Raw genomic sequence first — 17681 nt, 5'->3', positions numbered from 1 at the left:
TTTCTTTTCGTATAAAGGAGCTACGACTTACGAAAACTTAGAAATAGAACTTTGGAAGAGGTGTCAGTATGATAACTAGAAAACTACCATTACATATAGACGATATTAAAAAAGCTCACAAGATTCTAGATAGAAATGCTCGTAAAACGCCATTAGTAAAATCTTTTTATTTGACTAGTAAAACGGGCGGAGAAATACATTTGAAATTAGAAAATATGCAATTAACGGGTTCTTTTAAATTTCGTGGCGCATTTAATAAAATGTCACGGCTCACGGATCAAGAAAAAGAAAAAGGTGTAATCGCATGTTCAGCAGGTAATCATGCACAAGGAGTTGCATTATCTGCTCATTTACTCGGTATTAAGAGTAAAATTGTTATGCCAATTTCTGCACCGCAGGCGAAAGTTGAAGCAACTAAAGGATATGGATCTGAAGTGATTTTACATGGTGAAACCTTTGATGATGCAAAGGCAAAATGTGAAGAAATTATAAGAGAAACAGGTGAAACATACTTACATCCATATGATGATGTAGAGGTAATGGCTGGTCAAGGTACAATTGGATTAGATATTCTTGATGATATGTGGGATGTAGATACTGTCATTGTACCAATTGGTGGAGGCGGAATTATTTCTGGCATTGCTGTAGCATTGAAATCTTTTAATCCATCCATTAATATAATTGGTGTCCAAGCAGATAATGTTCATGGAATGAAGGCATCTTACGATAAAGGAGCAATCGTAGAACACTATGAGGCGCCTACTATTGCAGATGGTTGCGCAGTTAAAATACCAGGTGAATTAACATTTGAAATTGTAAAAGAATTAGTAGATGATATTGTAACTGTATCAGAAAAAGAGCTGGAAGTAGCGATGAAAGATTTATTACAACGTGGGAAAGCTGTTGTAGAAGGTGCAGGTGCATTAGCAACTGCTGCACTTCTTGCAGGAAAAGTTGATAGTTATATAAAAGGGAAAAAAGTAGTGGCTGTTATATCTGGTGGGAACGTGGACTTACAGCGCATATCAAGTGTATGTGAGCACTTTTTTGTCGCTAATGAAGTGAAATAGTTTTATGAAAGAAGAGCTAAGAGAAATAGTCTTAGCTCTTACTTTTTGTCTACTGTTTACTGTAAGTAGCAATAAACTTGCAAAATTTGCTGTTTAAAAATTATTTTATTTAAGCGCCTATTTTTACACATATCTTTAATGTTACAATAATTATTTCAATATTGTCGAAACATAAGCAGAAATTTAATATAATAGTTTTAATGTGCTAATGAGCGGTGAGGAGGGCAGATCATGAATAAAGAAGAACAGGTCATGAACGGTTTCAGGGAATTATATAATAAGCTGGTTTGGCTTAATAAAGATAAGATGGAAGAAGGTCTTAAAGGTTTTAAGTCTTCTGAAGTCCACTGCATTGAATATATTGAAAACAATGCAAATTCTAACGTGACGCAACTCGCAGAGGCTTTTTATGTGACTCGCGGTGCTATAAGTAGAATGACTAAGAAGCTCATACAAAAAGGCCTTGTTGAAAGCTACCAAAAGTCAGAAAATAAGAAAGAAATTTATTTTAAGCTTACCGAACAAGGGAAAGAAATTTATAAAATCCATGAAAATCTGCACAAAGAGTTTCAAGAGCGGGATAAAGCTGTATTTGAGCAAGTAACTGAAGAAGAATTCGACAGTATAATTAGCTTTGTGGAAAAGTATAGTAGACATTTGGATGCAGAAATAAAGAAACAAGGTATACATATTAAATCGTAATACATTTTAATAATAAAATGGCAGCCTTACTCTAATATGAGAATAGGCTGCTTTTTTATTATTTTATCTTTGTTGACTAATCAACAAAACAGGGTTATCATTTTGTTGACAAGGCAACAAAATATTTTAAGGAGAGAAGTTAAATGTCTATATTTAGATCACAAAATGAAAGGGAAACTGAAAAAAGCATAGATAAACATGCTTTACTATTCGGACTTATTTCGGTATTTCTTTGTGGTATAGGTTTCAGTATCATCATGCCTGTAGTCCCATTCTTAGTACAGCCATATACAAGTAATCCGGAAGAACAAGCATTAGTTGTTACACTACTAACTTCCGTATATGCGGCCTCCGTGTTTTTAGCTGCTCCAGCACTCGGGGCTTTAAGCGATAAGTATGGCCGTCGTCCATTACTTTTAATATGCTTATTTGGTTCTGCAATTGGGTACTTAGTTTTTGGCATAGGAGGAGCTTTATGGGTATTATTTGCTGGACGCATAATAGAAGGTATAACAGGTGGGAGCATAAGTACTATCTTCGCATATTTTGCAGACATCATTCCGAAAGAGCAGAGAACGAAATACTTTGGATGGGTGAGTGCAGTTGTAGGTGTGGGAACTATTATTGGACCCACTCTTGGGGGCTTACTTGCAAAGTTTGGTCATTCTGTACCTTTATACTTTGGAGCGTTCATAACTTTATTAAATGTTTTATATGGTATGAAATACATGCCTGAGAGCCTTGACAAAAATAACAGGTTAAAAGAGATTACTTTTGTAAGGTTAAATCCTTTTGCACAGCTAGCAAATATACTTTCCATGAAAAATTTAAAATGGTTACTTATCTCAGCGTTTTTACTTTGGATACCTAACGGATCTTTACAAGCAATTTTCACGCAATTTACAATGGATACTTTCAGTTGGAAACCTGTATTAATCGGACTTATGTTTTCAATTTTGGGCTTTCAAGACATTGTTTCACAAAGTTTTATAATGCCAAAGCTTTTAATCAAGCTTAGTGATAAACAAATAGCAATTCTTGGGATGGTTTCGGAGATTATAGGATACAGTTTTATTGCAGCATCAGCTGTATTTTCACTCTCTCCACTACTTATCGTTGGAATGCTAATGTTTGGTTTTGGGGATTCAATTTTCGGGCCTTCATTCAACGGGATGCTTTCAAAGTCTGTCAGTTCTAATGAACAAGGAAGGATTCAAGGTGGAAGCCAATCTATTCAAGCTTTAGCAAGAATGATTGGTCCGATTATTGGAGGACAAATCTATGTATCACTTGGTCATGCCGCACCTGCTTTTATGGGTATGATTCTTATAGTAGCGGCAATAGCAGTTTTGTATAAGGGAACGTATGAAACTGTATAACAGATAGATATAAGAACAAATAAAAGGGAGTCAGAACTTAAGAACAAGTGCTGATTCCCTATTTGTTTACGGTTTGAGAGCTAAGAGAAATGCTTTTGTTTAGGAATTTATTCTGCTATGCTCTCATGGTGAAGGGTAATATTCAGTGAGGTGGAACTATCATTAATTACAGTTAGCTTTATTTGAAAGTAAAAAGGTAGGTAAATGACTAGATAATTTCATTATGCTTGTGCTGAAGTAAATAATGACTCCATCTTTACTTTGCTCTTTTCTCGAATTTCAGCATCTGCGTGTCTCATAACGTATTTATGCGCTACAGCGATTGCTAAAACATCATCTAATAACCCAATCCCAATAATAGCAGCTATATCTGGAATGAAATCGATTGTTAATACGTAATAAGATAAAGCGGCTAATATTATGAATTTCGCCTTAGTAGGTAATTCTTTCTTTTTCATTGTGTAGAATAAAATAATACTTTCATATACGCTAGATTTACCGAGGTTTACAGAGCTTTTTTTGAACTTTTTCCAAAGTGTCTGTTTCTCCATATAAACACTCCTTTTACAAAACATAGATTTTTTAAAAGGATGGACAAAGAAGTGAGAGATTAATCAATTTTATTGTTTTTCTTAATTATATATTTCCATAAAAATAGGGGATTACCTGTTTAAAATAATATAATGTGGATTATGTAACGATTCATAGTGTTCCGTTACATAGTATATATATTGTAAAATGTATGTGGATGATTTAGTTATTATTATGCATTTTATAAGCGGTATGGGGGAAGCAAAATGAAAATAATAGAACTACCAATTGAATTCGAATTTAACGGGCAAAAACAATGTATTTATCCAAGTTTAATTATATTACATAATGAATTAACGTTAGTCGATACAGGATATCCAAGTTTTTTACCTTTAATTGAAAATGCAATATTAAAACATGGATATGAGATGAAAAACTTAAAAAATATAATTATTACTCATTATGATGATGATCATCTAGGGTCTGTATACGATTTTAAAGTGAAATATCCTCAAATTAATGTTATTGCTAGTGAAATTGAATCTAACTATATTAGTGGTGATATAAAATCAGAGAGGTTAGTTCAAGCTGAAGAAATGTTAGAACGTATGTCAAATGAAGAAAAAGAATTTGGTAAATGGTTTATACAACAGTTAAAAAATATAAAACATATTTCCGTCGATGAAAAAGTGCATGATGGTCAAATGATTTTGGATAATGAATGTCAAATAGTAGCGACGCCAGGACATACTTCGGGGCATATTTCATTATATTTTCCGAATTTAGATTGTGTAATTACGGGAGATGCGGCTGTTCAAGAGAATCGTGAGTTAGTAATAGCTAATCCGAATTTTTGTTTGGATATAGAAAAAGCGAAACAGTCTTTAAACAGGATTAAAAGTTTTAAAGCAGCAGAGTATTATTGCTATCATGGAGGAAAGCTTACTGTATAAATTAATGAAAACCGGTCTTTCCTAAATCGAAAAGATCGGTTTTTTAGTTCATATATTTTGCGATTTCAACCAAATCAGTAACATTATATTTCGGTAAAATTGAAATATATATGTAAAGAAGAATATATATAATTTGAGCAAGGGTATAGGGGGGAGAAGATGGGTTCGTTATTTGATGTAATAGCAAAATTAAGAAGTTCATTTTGTCTTCTACTAACATGGAAGCATTAATAAAATCTGAGAAAAAGCAAAAAGATTTTGTTCATCTAGTACAGGATGAATATAAAAAAAGAAGATAAGAATTTTTTTATTTTTCATATTTGGCGAAACAAATGGTACAATGAAAGCTAATGTGAAAAATAAGGAAAAGAAGTGGTCTATTTGAAAAACTTTTTAGAATTAGGAATTAGTGAAACTTTTAATCATACATTACGTGAAAATGGAATTACAGAAGCAACACCAATTCAAGAGAAGGCAATTCCTGTTATTATGTCAGGTAAAGATATTATTGGGCAGGCGAAAACAGGAACGGGTAAAACGTTAGCATTCGTGTTACCGATTTTAGAAAAAATCGATCCAGAGTCTAGTGATGTTCAGGCTTTAATTGTTGCACCAACAAGGGAACTAGCTCTGCAAATTACAACTGAAATTAAAAAAATGCTTGTTCAAAGAGAAGATATTAATGTACTAGCGATTTATGGTGGGCAAGATGTAGCACAACAATTGAGAAAATTAAAAGGTAATACACATATTGTTGTAGCGACACCGGGGCGATTATTAGATCATATACGACGTGAAACAATTGATTTAAGTAATCTTTCAACGATTGTATTAGATGAAGCGGATCAAATGCTTTATTTCGGTTTCTTATATGATATTGAAGATATTTTAGATGAGACACCTGATAGTAAACAAACGATGTTATTCTCAGCAACGATGCCAAAAGATATTAAAAAATTGGCGAAGCGTTATATGGATGAGCCGCAAATGATTCAAGTACAAAGTGAAGAAGTAACGGTTGATACAATTGAGCAGCGTGTCATTGAGACGACAGACCGTGCAAAGCCAGATGCACTTCGTTTTATTATGGATCGTGATCAGCCATTTTTAGCTGTTATTTTCTGTCGTACAAAGGTTAGAGCAAGTAAGCTTTATGATAATTTAAAAGGATTAGGTTATAATTGTGCTGAACTTCATGGTGATATACCTCAAGCGAAACGTGAAAGAGTTATGAAGAGTTTCCGCGAAGCTAAAATTCAGTACTTAATCGCAACGGATGTAGCAGCTCGTGGACTTGATGTAGATGGTGTAACGCACGTATTTAACTTTGATATCCCTGAAGATGTAGAAAGTTACATTCACCGCATTGGCCGAACAGGACGTGCAGGTGGATCAGGTCTTGCAATTACGTTCGTTGCAGCGAAAGATGAAAAACATTTAGAAGAAATTGAAAAAACGCTTGGTGCACCAATACAAAGAGAAATAATCGAACAACCGAAGATAAAACGTGTAGATGAAAATGGAAAACCGGTACCAAAGCCGGCTCCGAAGAAATCAGGTCAAAATCGTCAAAGAGATAGCCGCGAAGGTTCAAGAAGTGATTCAAGACGTGATTCCAGAAATAGCTCAAGAAGTGATTCAAGAAATAGTTCGAGAAATGAAAATAACCGATCATTTAATAAGCCAAGTAATAAAAAAGGTAGTACAAAGCAAGGTCAGCAAAGACGTGGTCGTTAAATAGTTATAATTGTAAAAGAGTCGCAAAATATTGTGGCTCTTTTTTTGTTTGTATACAACAAGGATGATGGCAAGAAAAAAACAAAATTTCATTCACCGCATTTGAAATTTATAAAGGGAATTTTATAGTCCAAAACCATTAGTGCAAGGGTATTACTATCATTCAGCAGAACACTTTGGTTAAAAGAAAAGGTATTGAAGCGAGCGAGTATTTTCATTATACATTCCGCAATTATTGAAATAGAACAAGAGAAGTTTATGAAGGATTAAACTCGTATTGGTGTACGATCGTTGGAAAATGGAAAACTAATTTGTTAGTTTTGATCGATGAGGAACTCGAGAAGCACCACTGCCATCCTTATGGGGAAATTGCTTACGACGACGATGAAGGTAATGTAGTGATAATATGCGAAATAAGAAAAAAGGACTAGCAGTCGTACCTGCCGTCCTTTAATAGGAGAAAAAGTAATCTTGTTTAGAACTACGCATAAACAGAAAATCTGCTTGTAATTAGTTTTACCCTAAATATACGTGTCTATACAAAAAAGGGATAAGTAAAAGATACTTATCCCCGGAAGGGAAATCCCAAGCACCAAAATGGCTCGTATTGGTCTGCAGGTTCAAAAGTAGTATATGTAAAACGAAAAATCTCATACAAAAAGCAGACAACGATTTTGGTTGTCTGCCAGTGAGCTCAATGAGTTAGCTAATTGTGATAATTTGCATCCCCATTGCGAGAAGAGTGAAGCTGCTAGTTCAAACAGCTTGTTGGTATTATTTTCGATTTCTTAAAAAATATACAGAGAAAGCAGATAAGTGAAGAGCCTACCTGCTTTTGCTGTAACAAAAGATAAGAGGTATTAGCCGTGGACACGGCGGCTTGAAAATAGTATGTATTTTTATTTGAAAAATATTCAAGGGGTGAAGAAACATGGAATGTTTAATAAAGTTGTTTGTTTTATTAATCAGTTAATTAATAAAACAAAATAGTTATTTGGGAGAAAGGGAAAATGAATATGAGATGAATTGAAGCTGTTGAAGAATTACTTGAAGTGATGAAAGAATGCTTTTGGAACGGAACATCTTTAAAGGGTGAAGCTAATGATTTTAATATTGTATCTTGGCTGATTGAAAAAGCGACGCGTAAAACAAAATAAAGATTTCATTTTGTAGCAATGGAGAATAGATATGTGTACTTATTGGGGGAAAGTAGATAAAGAGTTCTTTAAAAGGCAAGAACCGGAACAAAATAAAAGAGCGGCTAGCAAAAGCTAACTGCTCAATACAAGGAGATACAGAGAAGACTACTTTAAATGAATGTTGGCATACAGCCTACATACAGTATTGACCGAATATTTATTTTAAATTCAATTTATTTAAAGTAAACATCCCAACAGATAAAATGGTTGCGCCTGCTACAGAACCTAGCCAGTCTCTCCAGCCTAATGTATTTAAAGATGCATCTGTTAAATCCGTAATTAAGAAGATAGCAAACATTAATACACCAAATGCTAAGCATCCCCAAAATGTTTGCAAATATTTAATCATCTTCTTTCGGAACTTGCTCATATAAATCACCCTTATTAATAATTTATATTTTTATAAATAAATTATCACATATACAAAAATTAAAAGTGCGAAATATACAATATTACATATTGGAACTCAACAAAATACTCCATTGATAAGTACATAGATCGAACGGAGGCATCGTTCTTTTCCTAAAATGAAAGGTGACGATAAGAAACATGAGATACGTTTTAAACAAATTGAGCGGACGTTAAAAAATAAAAATTTATAAAGGAAATAGAAAGTATGGTGTTGTATATGTACGATAATAGGAAACTTTTTGCAAACTAAACATATAATTTTAATAGACCGACAGTCGGTCTGATGGGAAGGAGAACTTGAATGCGAATTGTAAAGGAGTATGAGGAGCGTAGAAAGGAAATTTTAGAAACAGCTGAGCGTTTGTTTCTTACGAAAGGTTATACGAAAACAACCGTGAATGATATTTTAAAAGAAATTGGTATAGCAAAGGGGACGTTTTATCATTATTTTAAGTCGAAGGAGGAAGTAATGGATGAAATCATTATGAGGATTATTAAAGAGGATGTCACTAAGGCGAAAAGGATTGTCTCCAATCCCGATATCCCCGTTTTAGATAAGTTATTTAAAATTTTAATGGAACAATCACCAAAATCAGGAGATGTCAAAGAAAAAATGATTGAACAATTCCATCAACCAAATAATGCAGAAATGCATCAGAAAAGTTTAGTGCAATCCATTATACATTTATCTCCTGTATTAACGGAAGTTTTAGAGCAAGGAATAGAAGAAGGCATATTTTCTACTCCATACCCACAAGAAACAATTGAATTATTACTCTCTTCAGCACAAGTCATATTTGATGATGGTTTATTCCAGTGGAAACCGGAAGAAATGATGAGAAGAGCTAAGGCTTATATTAAAATGATGGAAGTATCTGTTGGAGCGAAAGAAGGGTCCTTTGATTATATGATCGAGGTTTTAATGAAACAGAAATAGCTTTTTTCTGTTTGAGTGTTATAGACCGGCAGTCGGTCTAGACTAAATGAAGGATGTGATGAAGATGCCAGCAAGTATTCAATCTTCCTTGAAAGATTTTCACTTAATGGTAAGTGGTCAAATTATTACTATTTTAGGTTCAACACTATTACGTTTTGCACTGTCTTTATATGTGCTAGATATAACAGGACGTGCCGATATATTTGCAGGGTTATATGCCATAACGAGTATCCCGTTTTTGTTAGCTCCTCTTGGCGGAGCGATAGCAGATCGTTTCAACCGCCGTAATGTAATGGTCATTTTGGATTTTATAAACGCTGCTATTGTATTAAGTTTTATAGTTTTGTTATTAACTGAATCGGTATCTATTTTATTGATTGGAGCAATTATGTTTTTACTAGCAGTCATTAGTGCAATGTACTCACCAGTTGTTATGGCAAGTATTCCGCAATTAGTTCCAGAGAAAAAGTTAGAACAAGCAAACGGTATCATAAATGGTGTGCAAGCATTATCTAATATAGTTGCACCTGTACTAGGAGGAATATTATATGGCATAATTGGTTTGAAAATGCTCGTAATAACAAGTTGTCTTGCTTTCTTTTTATCTGCAATTTTAGAAATGTTTATTACAATACCTTTTATAAAAAGAGCGCAAGAAAGCCATATCATACCGGCAATTGTAAAAGATATGAAAAAAGGTTTTCTTTATGTTTTAAAGCAACCTTTTATTTTGAAGGCTATGTTACTTGCAGCTTTACTAAACTTAATTTTGACACCGTTATTTGTTGTTGGAGGACCTATTATGTTACGAGTAACTATGCAGAGTAGCGATACGATGTATGGAATTGGAATGGGATTAATTGATTTTGCAACCATATTAGGGGCATTGTCAATCGGTTTCTTTGCTAAAAAGTTACAGATGAAAACATTATATAATTGGATGCTTATCATAGCTTTATTAGTAATGCCAGTGGCACTATCAGTTACACCGTTTATTCTTAATTTAGGATACTATCCACCATTTATCCTCTTTATACTTTCTTCTCTTCTAATCGCAATGATTATGACAATTGTATCCATTTATGTGATTACTGTAGTCCAAAAGAAAACACCAAATGAAAATCTAGGAAAAGTGATGGCATTTATAACAGCGGTATCTCAATGTATGGCACCAATTGGGCAAGTCGTATATGGTTTTATGTTTGAAGGATTCAGTACGAAAATTTATTTACCTATATTTGCTATTAGTTTCATAATGATATTAATAGCTATAGTGACGAAGAAAATATTAAGAAATGAAGGGAACTAGCTTCATATGATTAGGAGAATGTTAAAAAGAGATTTCTCTAAAAATAAAATGATAATTATCATTTTATTTATGTTTATCAAGTTATCAAGTTTTTAATGGCTAGTGCTTCAAGTAACGTTATAAATCTATGATCGATTGTTTAAAGTATCAAGCGCACCGCACGTCGTACAGATTCATACCGGAGAAATAAATCAAAAGTCAATGGATTCATTTGTAGAAAAAACTCCTTTTGTAAAAAAGTGGCAAACGGCAGAGATGATCCAAGTACAAGTAAACGGGTATAACATTTTTATACAAAATAAAAATAAGGCGAACATAATAGCGTAATAGATATTAGTTCCGTGAAACAAAACGCTAATTTTAATTTTTTATTAGATTTAAATAATAAAGTGATACAGATTAGTAAAGGGGAAATAGGTGTACCGATTTATTTTATGCAAAAATACAATCTGCATATTGGAGATGAAATATGGATTATAAAAAATAATATAGAACAAGAATTTACGATATCAGCATGTGTTCGTGATGTTCAAATGAATCCATCAATCGTTAGTTCAAAGCGATTTGTAATAAGCAATGAAGACTTAGAAAGATTAAAACGAAATTTGGGAGAAAGAGAATATCTTATTGAATTTCAGTTAACAGATGTAAATTAGATAAATGAATTTGAAGATTTATACCAGTCATCGAACTTACCTCAAAAAGGTCCCTCTATTACTTATCCTCTTTTTAAAACACTTAATTCATTAACTGATGGAAGAATACTATCGGGAAATTAGTGTTATGAAAGCTATCGGCATTACAAGTAAAGATATTCAAAAACTATATGTAACAAAATATGTTGTTATTTCAGCTGGCGGATGTATATGTGGATATATTCTTTCACGATTTGTTACAAAAGTATTCACCTCAAATATCGCTCTTTATATGGGGGCAGGAAAAAGTGATATACGGATAGATTTACAGCAATCTGAAAATATAGAGCAACGATTTAAGGGCGTTATATCAAGAATATAAGATGATAGGTCAAACAAACCTTGATATGACAACGTTTTTTTGACTTTTTTTGATGAAATGCAAACATTTTGCAAACATAGGTTATCCAAAGATACTTTTACCGAAGTTTTTAACTGCTTCTTCTTGCATATTCGGTAAAACATGAGGTTACCGTATCGTTTAATTGGTTACTGGTTAGGATTGCAAATGGCAATTGAGCAATTAGAGAAAAATAAACCTACAGCAGAAGCAGTTACTTTATAACAAAATAGTTATTTTAATCAAAAAGAGCACCATTTGCCCTAAGGGTGCTCTTCGACCAAGAACTATATTTTTTATAGTCCGTATAAGTATATGTTGTTGCTAATAAATAGTGCGATAAAAGAAACGCATACTGTACAAATTAACTTGTGGGTTAAGGAAAGAAAATCACATACCAAATTGATAATAATGCAATCTATCCAATAGTAAGGGATATGTATTTTAAAATTTTCATAAATGCTCCTTTTAGATATAGGGTGCACCAAGCTAGAGAATGTTATTAATTTTTAAACAAAATTCTTATTTAACAACAAATAAAAAGAGCGCTGATGGAGAGCGCTCCTTATACCTCATTATAACGAAAGTGACAAACTCACATTATGCAGAAAGGTAGTATTAAAGTATGTAAAAGTATGAAATTGGTGAATGGGTTCAACAAAAATTTTTATTTAGTTAAAAAGAGGCCCTAGGAAACTAGGACCAAAATCGAAGTATCATCTTTAAAGTGAAAGTAAAAAGATTGATATGTGCTTATTCTATCACAAATCGAAATTTTAAAAAATTAAACGATTAAAAAGTGACTTATAAGGATAAAGTATAGTTGCTTTATAAATGATTACTCTTTAACCTAAGTAATTACCCTACCTGAAAAATACTTATACTTGCAGATACATTTGTTAAAGAGCCCCCATCATTATTAGATAGGGTGATAGTACCTGCTGAAGAAGTATTATTTATTAAAGTTAATGTTGAAGGAACAGTTGTTACTGTGAAAGCAACAGTACCTTGATTTATAGAATGTGGAGACCCAGTTCCATAACGACCGCCAGGAATCGGTGTACCGTTTAGTGCAAAGGAAAATTGGTTTTCACGAGCAGCTTCTAACTGGAATTCTGCTACATATGTTCCTCTGGTGTTAATTGTAATATTTCCAGTGCCCGCTATATGGGTAAAAGCGCTACCTATTATAGGTCCATTGGTATTAAAAGTGACACTGCCACCTACTACAATTGACTGATTGGTAGTATCAAAAATATATAGATAGTTTGTTAAACCTACACCAGCAGGACCAGTAACACCAGTCGGTCCAGTAATGCCAGTAGATCCAGTGTCACCAGTCGGTCCAGTAACACCAGTTGGTCCAGTAACACCAGTCTTTCCAGTAACGCCAGTCGGTCCAGTAACACCAGTCCTTCCAGTAACGCCAGTCGGCCCAGTAATACCAGTCCTTCCAGTAACACCAGTCGGTCCAGTTGGATGGTGGGGGATGATAATAGGTTTAATATCTGAAAAAGAAAATGTATTGAATATATCTTTATTTTTATATTCTATCAAAATCACCTCATCTTTGTGTTTAGAAAAATAGTAGCATAATCTTTTTTATTAATGTTTCATTTATATATTATTAGTTTAATTAATTTTGGAATCAGCAAATAACTACCTTTGCACTTTTGTTTTAATAACATTGTTATTTCGTGTTAATGAAAAGAAAGGTAGATTACTATGAGTGGATGCCTCTATACAATAACATATGCTTGTCCAGTTAAAAGGTGAATAGATAAAAGAACCCGTTTGTTTTAAACGGATTCTTCCCACAAGGTTTGCAAGAAATTCAAGGCAACTAGACCGGAGCACTTATTGAATTTCTTGTGATAATATTGTATGCAAGGGAATTAATAAGGTTAAAGAAATTTAAACAAAATCCTTATTTGAAAACAAGAAGCCCTAGATTTAGGGCTCTAGGGCTTCTTGTTTTGGTATTCTCACATGGTTTTTCAAAAAGAATAGAACATATTGAAGATAACATGTGAATGTTTCATAAATGTATCAAAAAAGTGAACAAAATCGTTATTTTATTAAACAAAAATTGTGTATGTATAAGAAAAAGCTATGTTTTGTCTATTTAAATATATGCTTAGTTTATATAAATCGTAAGTATGTTTGAACAAAAGGGTTATTTATTTCAAATATAAAGAGCGCCATCCAAGGCACTCACGGATAAAAACTAATATTGAAAAAGAATACCACATGATATCGTATGTATGCTTCTAAGGGGTGTGCGGATTTAAAATAAAATAGTCATTGGAATGAAATGAAGAGTAAACAACGGATTATTAATGAATATATAGTGAGTGGAGTCAAGGTTGAGGGGCAGATTATGGTGATTTCAAATATGAAAAGAGAGCTAGAATGCTCTCTTTAATAGTTATTGAATTCGCCAGTAAACGAAAATCTTTAAATACATTAATATATTAAAAATTTTGTGAACATGAAGTGCAAGGTCCACCAGTAGGTTGGAATACAACATTATCAACAAAAGCTGTTGCGCCTTCTCCACCCGTAGCTAAGTTTTGGAAACTAATACATGCTGTAGTTACATCAGCAGGTATACACACAACAAGGGTATAATGTTGGAAGCCAGCTTGTTGTTGATTTGCAACAGGTACAATGTGCGGAATGTTTAATGGTCCAAGTGTTGTAGGGTTAGGAGGACATCCTTGACCAAGTTCTGGAAACGATACAGAAGCAACAAGGAGTGCTCCATCTCTTATATCCCCAGCAAAAGAAAGGGTAAAGCAACAACCTGCGCCCACATCAACAGATTGGGTCATAATTCCTCCAGGTCCAATAGAAACAGCTAAAGCACTCAAGATTCCATTTGGAAGAAAACGACCGCTGTGCGCATTTGGAAATCCTACTTCTGAAACATTTCCCGTTACAATCCATCCTGGAACTGGAGTACCTGGTGTTGCAGGTTCATCGAATCCAGGGTTATCAAGAACATTCGTACATGGGCAACATGCCGTAGCAGCTGGTCCCGTAGGTCCTGTAACTCCTGTAGCCCCGGTTGGTCCGGTCGGCCCAGTCGCTCCGGTCGGCCCAGTCGGTCCAACTTGAGGTGGAGGTACAGGGGGGAGAAAACAATCACATGGAATATGAAATTTCTTTTTAAATTCACTCATTTTTACACCATCCTTATCATTCACCCACTTACACACTACAACTTATGAATTGGTTAACAAACAAGTATAAGAAAAAGGCCCTTGAAAATTAAAATAAATAAAAAAATAAGCCCTTATGTCACAAATATAAACCCATTCCATAATATATAAGGAACATGGGTTCACTCCAAAAAGCTTTTAATATATAAGGAAGTCCGCTTCCTAAATCAATACCGTTGAACCTGTTGCTCCTGTTGCTTCTGCTGGTAAAGTGAATGATGAAAAATAGATAGGAGTATTGAATCGATTAAACTTGATTTAATAGCAGTACCATGTAAAACAATATTTTCTTCATTCATACCTTTACCTCTTATGATTGCTCGTCATAGGAGGTAAAGGTAGCAAAAAGCAATTATATAGAAGTGTAAGGATTGTTAAGGCGAATTAAAGAATATATCGAAGTGAATGGAAAATGTAAGAAGAATTATACGATTATAGTAGTTAGATAATATTCAATGGTGAATGGGTTGAAGTGGACAAGCATTTTTATTTTAAAACCAAAAAAGAGCACTTAGTAAAGTGCTCTCGTGACGAGTCTCATTTTATAACGACTATTTTATAGAGAAAGGAACTCAGAATATTATATGTGAGTCCAGTTAATTGAGTGCTTCTTACAAGTAAAAAGCAGCTAGCAAAAGCTAACTGTTAGGTTCTCCAAGGGGGAACAAGGAGAAAATCTGATTTCAAATATAGTATTGACGTAATATTTAGTTTTATTCACAAGGAATGACGTTTAACTTAATGCATAGCCAATGATCAAAGTTAGTGTTAAAAACACTGATAATAAAAGTGTTAGTAGAACTGTCGCTATGCTTCTAAGCATAGCAACCCAATTATCTATTTTAGAAAATCCTTTCATACCAGCAAAAAAAGTTCCTATTGTTAAAACTAGTAAAAAAAATAAAGGATGGATAGGTAGCGAATTCATAATAAACAATTTCGTTTCAGATGAGGCTATCGAACCAATTTCAAGATATAAGAGGAATAAACCAATGCAAATAAAAGAAAAAATAAAGGACCATAGATTAATGTTATGTTTCATTGCTTTCTCCTATGTAATTAAAATATTTACATTTGATTTTACTGGAAAATTAAAGAAAAAGATAGCGATTATAAATTGAAATGAATTTTTTAATAAAATAATCCTTTTGTTTATAAAAAAACAAGTTACCACGTTTCATTAATTGGGAATCTTTTCCGATGTATGCTTAAGGGGATGGGAATAAAAAGAATATTTTCGAGAGGAAAGGGATTAATTTATGTTAGGAAAGTGGTTTGATAAATTAAAAGAACCTAAATGTATACATAGATATAAACTTATTAAAAGTCATGACAATGAAGATTTTAAAACTGGTAAGATGGGGATAGTTAGTTATTATAAATGTGAAAAGTGTGGGAAAGAGAAGGAAATCAGCAAATATACTAATGATGTTAATAATGACTATTGGGATATTTAAAATAACATTCGAATATAGTCCGGCTAGAAAACTAGAGGACACCAATTCATTAAAGCAGCAATTAATGCTGTTTTAGGAATAGGTGTCCTTTTTATTTTGAAAAGGGAGATGGGGAATTATGAAAGTACTTAAGGACCAATTACGCGAGTGGAAAAAGCAATCGAATAAAGCAAAAAAGAAAAGTAAGAAAAAACGGAAAGAGAAGTTAAATACTCGTGAGATTGAAGGTTTAATGGGTATTCATGGACCTCGTTATGAACGTAGACGTGGAGCATTAAGACAAAAGTAATCTAAAAATAAAAAGGAGTGGTCTTACATGACTAAACAATTATCTTTCTTGCCAAAAATCGATAGAGTAGCAACGCAGAAAAATTAGAAGGTGTTCTTGAAAGCGTACGTTTATATAGACAGTTTGGAATGATGCGTGAAGAAATGAAAGTCACTCCTTCTTATGAAATTAAATATCACGGACCTACAAATGATGTAGGAAAGCCATTAGAAAATGTAGCGATGGCTAATATACAGCAAAGTAAGCGAGAAGAGTGGGTTAAGCAAACGTCATTTCGTATTGATCAGTTTCTTAGTCGTTTGGGTAATGGACGTGCAGGAAAGGATCAAAGAAACATCATCATTAAGCGTTATTTAGAAGATGAAGATGTATGTGATTATATGGTATATAACGAAATCGGCATGAGTGAGCGTACTTATCGACGTGTTAAGGCTAGGGTGTTTTATAAACTTGCTTTTGCTCTTAGATTAGAAGTTTATGAAACTGGAGGTAATGAATAATGAATTTTGTTCAGCCGATACGTGATCCAGAGCAAATACAGCAGTTAAAAGAATATTTTAAGGAAAAGAGTTTACGTAATTACATTCTCTTCATTATGGGAATTAATACAGGCCTGAGAATCTCGGATATTTTGAAACTGAAGGTAGGAGATGTTAAAGGCAGTCATATATCTATGCGAGAAAAGAAAACAGGGAAACAGAAACGAATACAAATTACTGCAGCATTGAAAAGAGAGCTTAAATGCTTTGTCGAAAAAAGAGAAGATAATGAGTACTTATTGCAAAGTAGACAAGGTAGGAATCGTCCGATTGGTCGTAGTATGGCATATAAGATATTAAGTGGAGCTGCAGCAGAGTTTGGATTAGATGAAATAGGCACACATACGTTAAGAAAAACGTACGGGTATCACATGTACATGCAAACGAAAAACATAGCATTACTTATGGAGATATTCAATCACTCGTCAGAGAAGGTCACGTTACGTTATATAGGGGTAAACCAAGATGCAATGGATAAAGCAATGACTAAGTTTAAAATCTAATCACTGCTTATTTCTTTTTAAATCTAGGGGTATCGCCACATTCCTATCAACTTAAGAATTCAGGATTACCCCAAAACCAAAAAATAAGCTATTTTGTTACAAGCTAGCACAAAAATTCGTTTTTGGGTTACTAAAAAATTTTAACTTGATAACTATGTGGTGAGGGGCTACCTCCAGCATTTCGGAACCCCTCACGCTAAGCAAAAAATACAATAAGTCGCAATTCAATGTATCTAGAAATTTATAAAAATGCTTTCCAGATTGCTTAACTGGAGGGCTTTTTTTATTCTCATGATTCTCGATATAGAAAGTCAATAAATAGGATCTACTTAACATTAGCTCCCGTTATCAGTTATTGGATAACTACTTAAAACCAAAAAGGAATTTGCCAATTTTTTTGCAAAAC

Annotated in this window: 15 protein-coding genes and 3 pseudogenes; 12 read left to right on the top strand and 6 right to left on the bottom strand. The window is 33.4% G+C overall.

Translation table 11 applies throughout. The annotated features are described in order from the left end of the window. Positions 1–68 precede the first annotated feature (68 nt). From tdcB to HMPREF2590_RS08805, 3 genes are all read left to right on the top strand, one after another. Complete coding sequence (gene tdcB, locus HMPREF2590_RS08815) at positions 69–1070, top strand: bifunctional threonine ammonia-lyase/L-serine ammonia-lyase TdcB (RefSeq protein ID WP_000632952.1); 1002 nt, start codon at positions 69–71, stop codon at positions 1068–1070. Between the two features lie 231 nt (positions 1071–1301). Then, entirely contained in the window at positions 1302–1772 is a 471-nt protein-coding gene (locus tag HMPREF2590_RS08810) for a MarR family transcriptional regulator (RefSeq protein ID WP_001030907.1), read from the top strand. A gap of 143 nt (positions 1773–1915) precedes the next feature. Further along, the gene (locus HMPREF2590_RS08805; protein ID WP_000021827.1) at positions 1916–3151 is read left to right on the top strand and encodes an MFS transporter; all 1236 of its coding nucleotides are present in this window, start codon (positions 1916–1918) and stop codon (positions 3149–3151) included. A gap of 221 nt (positions 3152–3372) precedes the next feature. Here HMPREF2590_RS08805 and HMPREF2590_RS08800 read toward each other — a convergent pair whose 3' ends face one another. Continuing rightward, the gene (locus HMPREF2590_RS08800) at positions 3373–3702 is read right to left on the bottom strand and encodes a YkvA family protein (protein ID WP_000415089.1); all 330 of its coding nucleotides are present in this window, start codon (positions 3700–3702) and stop codon (positions 3373–3375) included. 246 nt (positions 3703–3948) lie between these two features. Here HMPREF2590_RS08800 and HMPREF2590_RS08795 point away from each other — a divergent pair, with 246 nt between their 5' ends. Together HMPREF2590_RS08795 and HMPREF2590_RS08790 are read left to right on the top strand one after the other, a co-directional pair. Continuing rightward, the gene (locus HMPREF2590_RS08795; RefSeq protein WP_000691162.1) at positions 3949–4635 is read left to right on the top strand and encodes an MBL fold metallo-hydrolase; all 687 of its coding nucleotides are present in this window, start codon (positions 3949–3951) and stop codon (positions 4633–4635) included. A 372-nt stretch (positions 4636–5007) separates the two neighbouring features. Further along, positions 5008–6372: a DEAD/DEAH box helicase gene (locus HMPREF2590_RS08790; protein ID WP_002098415.1), complete on the top strand. Its 1365-nt coding sequence runs from the start codon at positions 5008–5010 to the stop codon at positions 6370–6372. Positions 6373–7728: 1356 nt separating this feature from the next. Here the strand turns inward: HMPREF2590_RS08790 and HMPREF2590_RS08785 are convergent. After that, complete coding sequence (locus HMPREF2590_RS08785; RefSeq protein WP_000033159.1) at positions 7729–7941, bottom strand: hypothetical protein; 213 nt, start codon at positions 7939–7941, stop codon at positions 7729–7731. Positions 7942–8283: 342 nt separating this feature from the next. Between HMPREF2590_RS08785 and HMPREF2590_RS08780 the strand changes: the two genes are divergently transcribed. The 3 genes and pseudogenes from HMPREF2590_RS08780 to HMPREF2590_RS30675 all read left to right on the top strand — a co-directional run. Next, the gene (locus HMPREF2590_RS08780) at positions 8284–8919 is read left to right on the top strand and encodes a TetR/AcrR family transcriptional regulator (protein ID WP_001223580.1); all 636 of its coding nucleotides are present in this window, start codon (positions 8284–8286) and stop codon (positions 8917–8919) included. A 64-nt stretch (positions 8920–8983) separates the two neighbouring features. Next, the gene (locus HMPREF2590_RS08775; protein ID WP_001111712.1) at positions 8984–10228 is read left to right on the top strand and encodes an MFS transporter; all 1245 of its coding nucleotides are present in this window, start codon (positions 8984–8986) and stop codon (positions 10226–10228) included. Positions 10229–10234: 6 nt separating this feature from the next. Next, positions 10235–11179 (top strand): annotated as a pseudogene (locus HMPREF2590_RS30675) (ABC transporter permease); the annotation flags it as partial. Positions 11180–11326: 147 nt separating this feature from the next. Here the strand turns inward: HMPREF2590_RS30675 and HMPREF2590_RS28645 are convergent. The 4 genes and pseudogenes from HMPREF2590_RS28645 to HMPREF2590_RS30670 form a co-directional block, all read right to left on the bottom strand. Then, positions 11327–11389: pseudogene (locus HMPREF2590_RS28645) on the bottom strand (tyrosine-type recombinase/integrase); the annotation flags it as partial. Between the two features lie 732 nt (positions 11390–12121). Beyond that, positions 12122–12826 carry a collagen-like triple helix repeat-containing protein gene (locus HMPREF2590_RS08760; RefSeq protein ID WP_043328318.1) on the bottom strand — a complete coding sequence of 235 codons (705 nt, stop codon included), beginning with the start codon at positions 12824–12826 and terminating at the stop codon, positions 12122–12124. Between the two features lie 911 nt (positions 12827–13737). Beyond that, complete coding sequence (locus HMPREF2590_RS08755) at positions 13738–14448, bottom strand: hypothetical protein (protein ID WP_001288632.1); 711 nt, start codon at positions 14446–14448, stop codon at positions 13738–13740. Positions 14449–15220: 772 nt separating this feature from the next. Beyond that, positions 15221–15529, bottom strand: coding sequence for a hypothetical protein (locus HMPREF2590_RS30670; RefSeq protein WP_043310152.1), 309 nt, complete (start codon positions 15527–15529; stop codon positions 15221–15223). Positions 15530–15746: 217 nt separating this feature from the next. Here HMPREF2590_RS30670 and HMPREF2590_RS08745 point away from each other — a divergent pair, with 217 nt between their 5' ends. The 4 genes and pseudogenes from HMPREF2590_RS08745 (at position 15747) to HMPREF2590_RS08730 (ending at position 17275) form a co-directional block, all read left to right on the top strand. Beyond that, positions 15747–15944 (top strand): hypothetical protein, encoded by a 198-nt coding sequence (locus HMPREF2590_RS08745; RefSeq protein WP_000900886.1) that lies wholly within the window; start codon positions 15747–15749, stop codon positions 15942–15944. Positions 15945–16062: 118 nt separating this feature from the next. After that, positions 16063–16233 (top strand): hypothetical protein, encoded by a 171-nt coding sequence (locus HMPREF2590_RS30295; protein ID WP_000866155.1) that lies wholly within the window; start codon positions 16063–16065, stop codon positions 16231–16233. A 27-nt stretch (positions 16234–16260) separates the two neighbouring features. Continuing rightward, a pseudogene (locus HMPREF2590_RS08735) lies at positions 16261–16733 on the top strand (ArpU family phage packaging/lysis transcriptional regulator). Then, complete coding sequence (locus tag HMPREF2590_RS08730; RefSeq protein WP_001012157.1) at positions 16733–17275, top strand: site-specific integrase; 543 nt, start codon at positions 16733–16735, stop codon at positions 17273–17275. The pseudogene HMPREF2590_RS08735 and the gene HMPREF2590_RS08730 overlap by 1 nt, the downstream one beginning before the upstream one ends. The last annotated feature ends 406 nt before the right edge of the window (positions 17276–17681 follow it).

The organism is Bacillus sp. HMSC036E02, assembly GCF_001836235.1.
Lineage (GTDB): Bacteria > Bacillota > Bacilli > Bacillales > Bacillaceae_G > Bacillus_A > Bacillus_A cereus.
The sequence above is the reverse complement of the archived record's forward strand: the minus strand, read 5'-3'. Positions and strand labels throughout refer to the sequence as shown.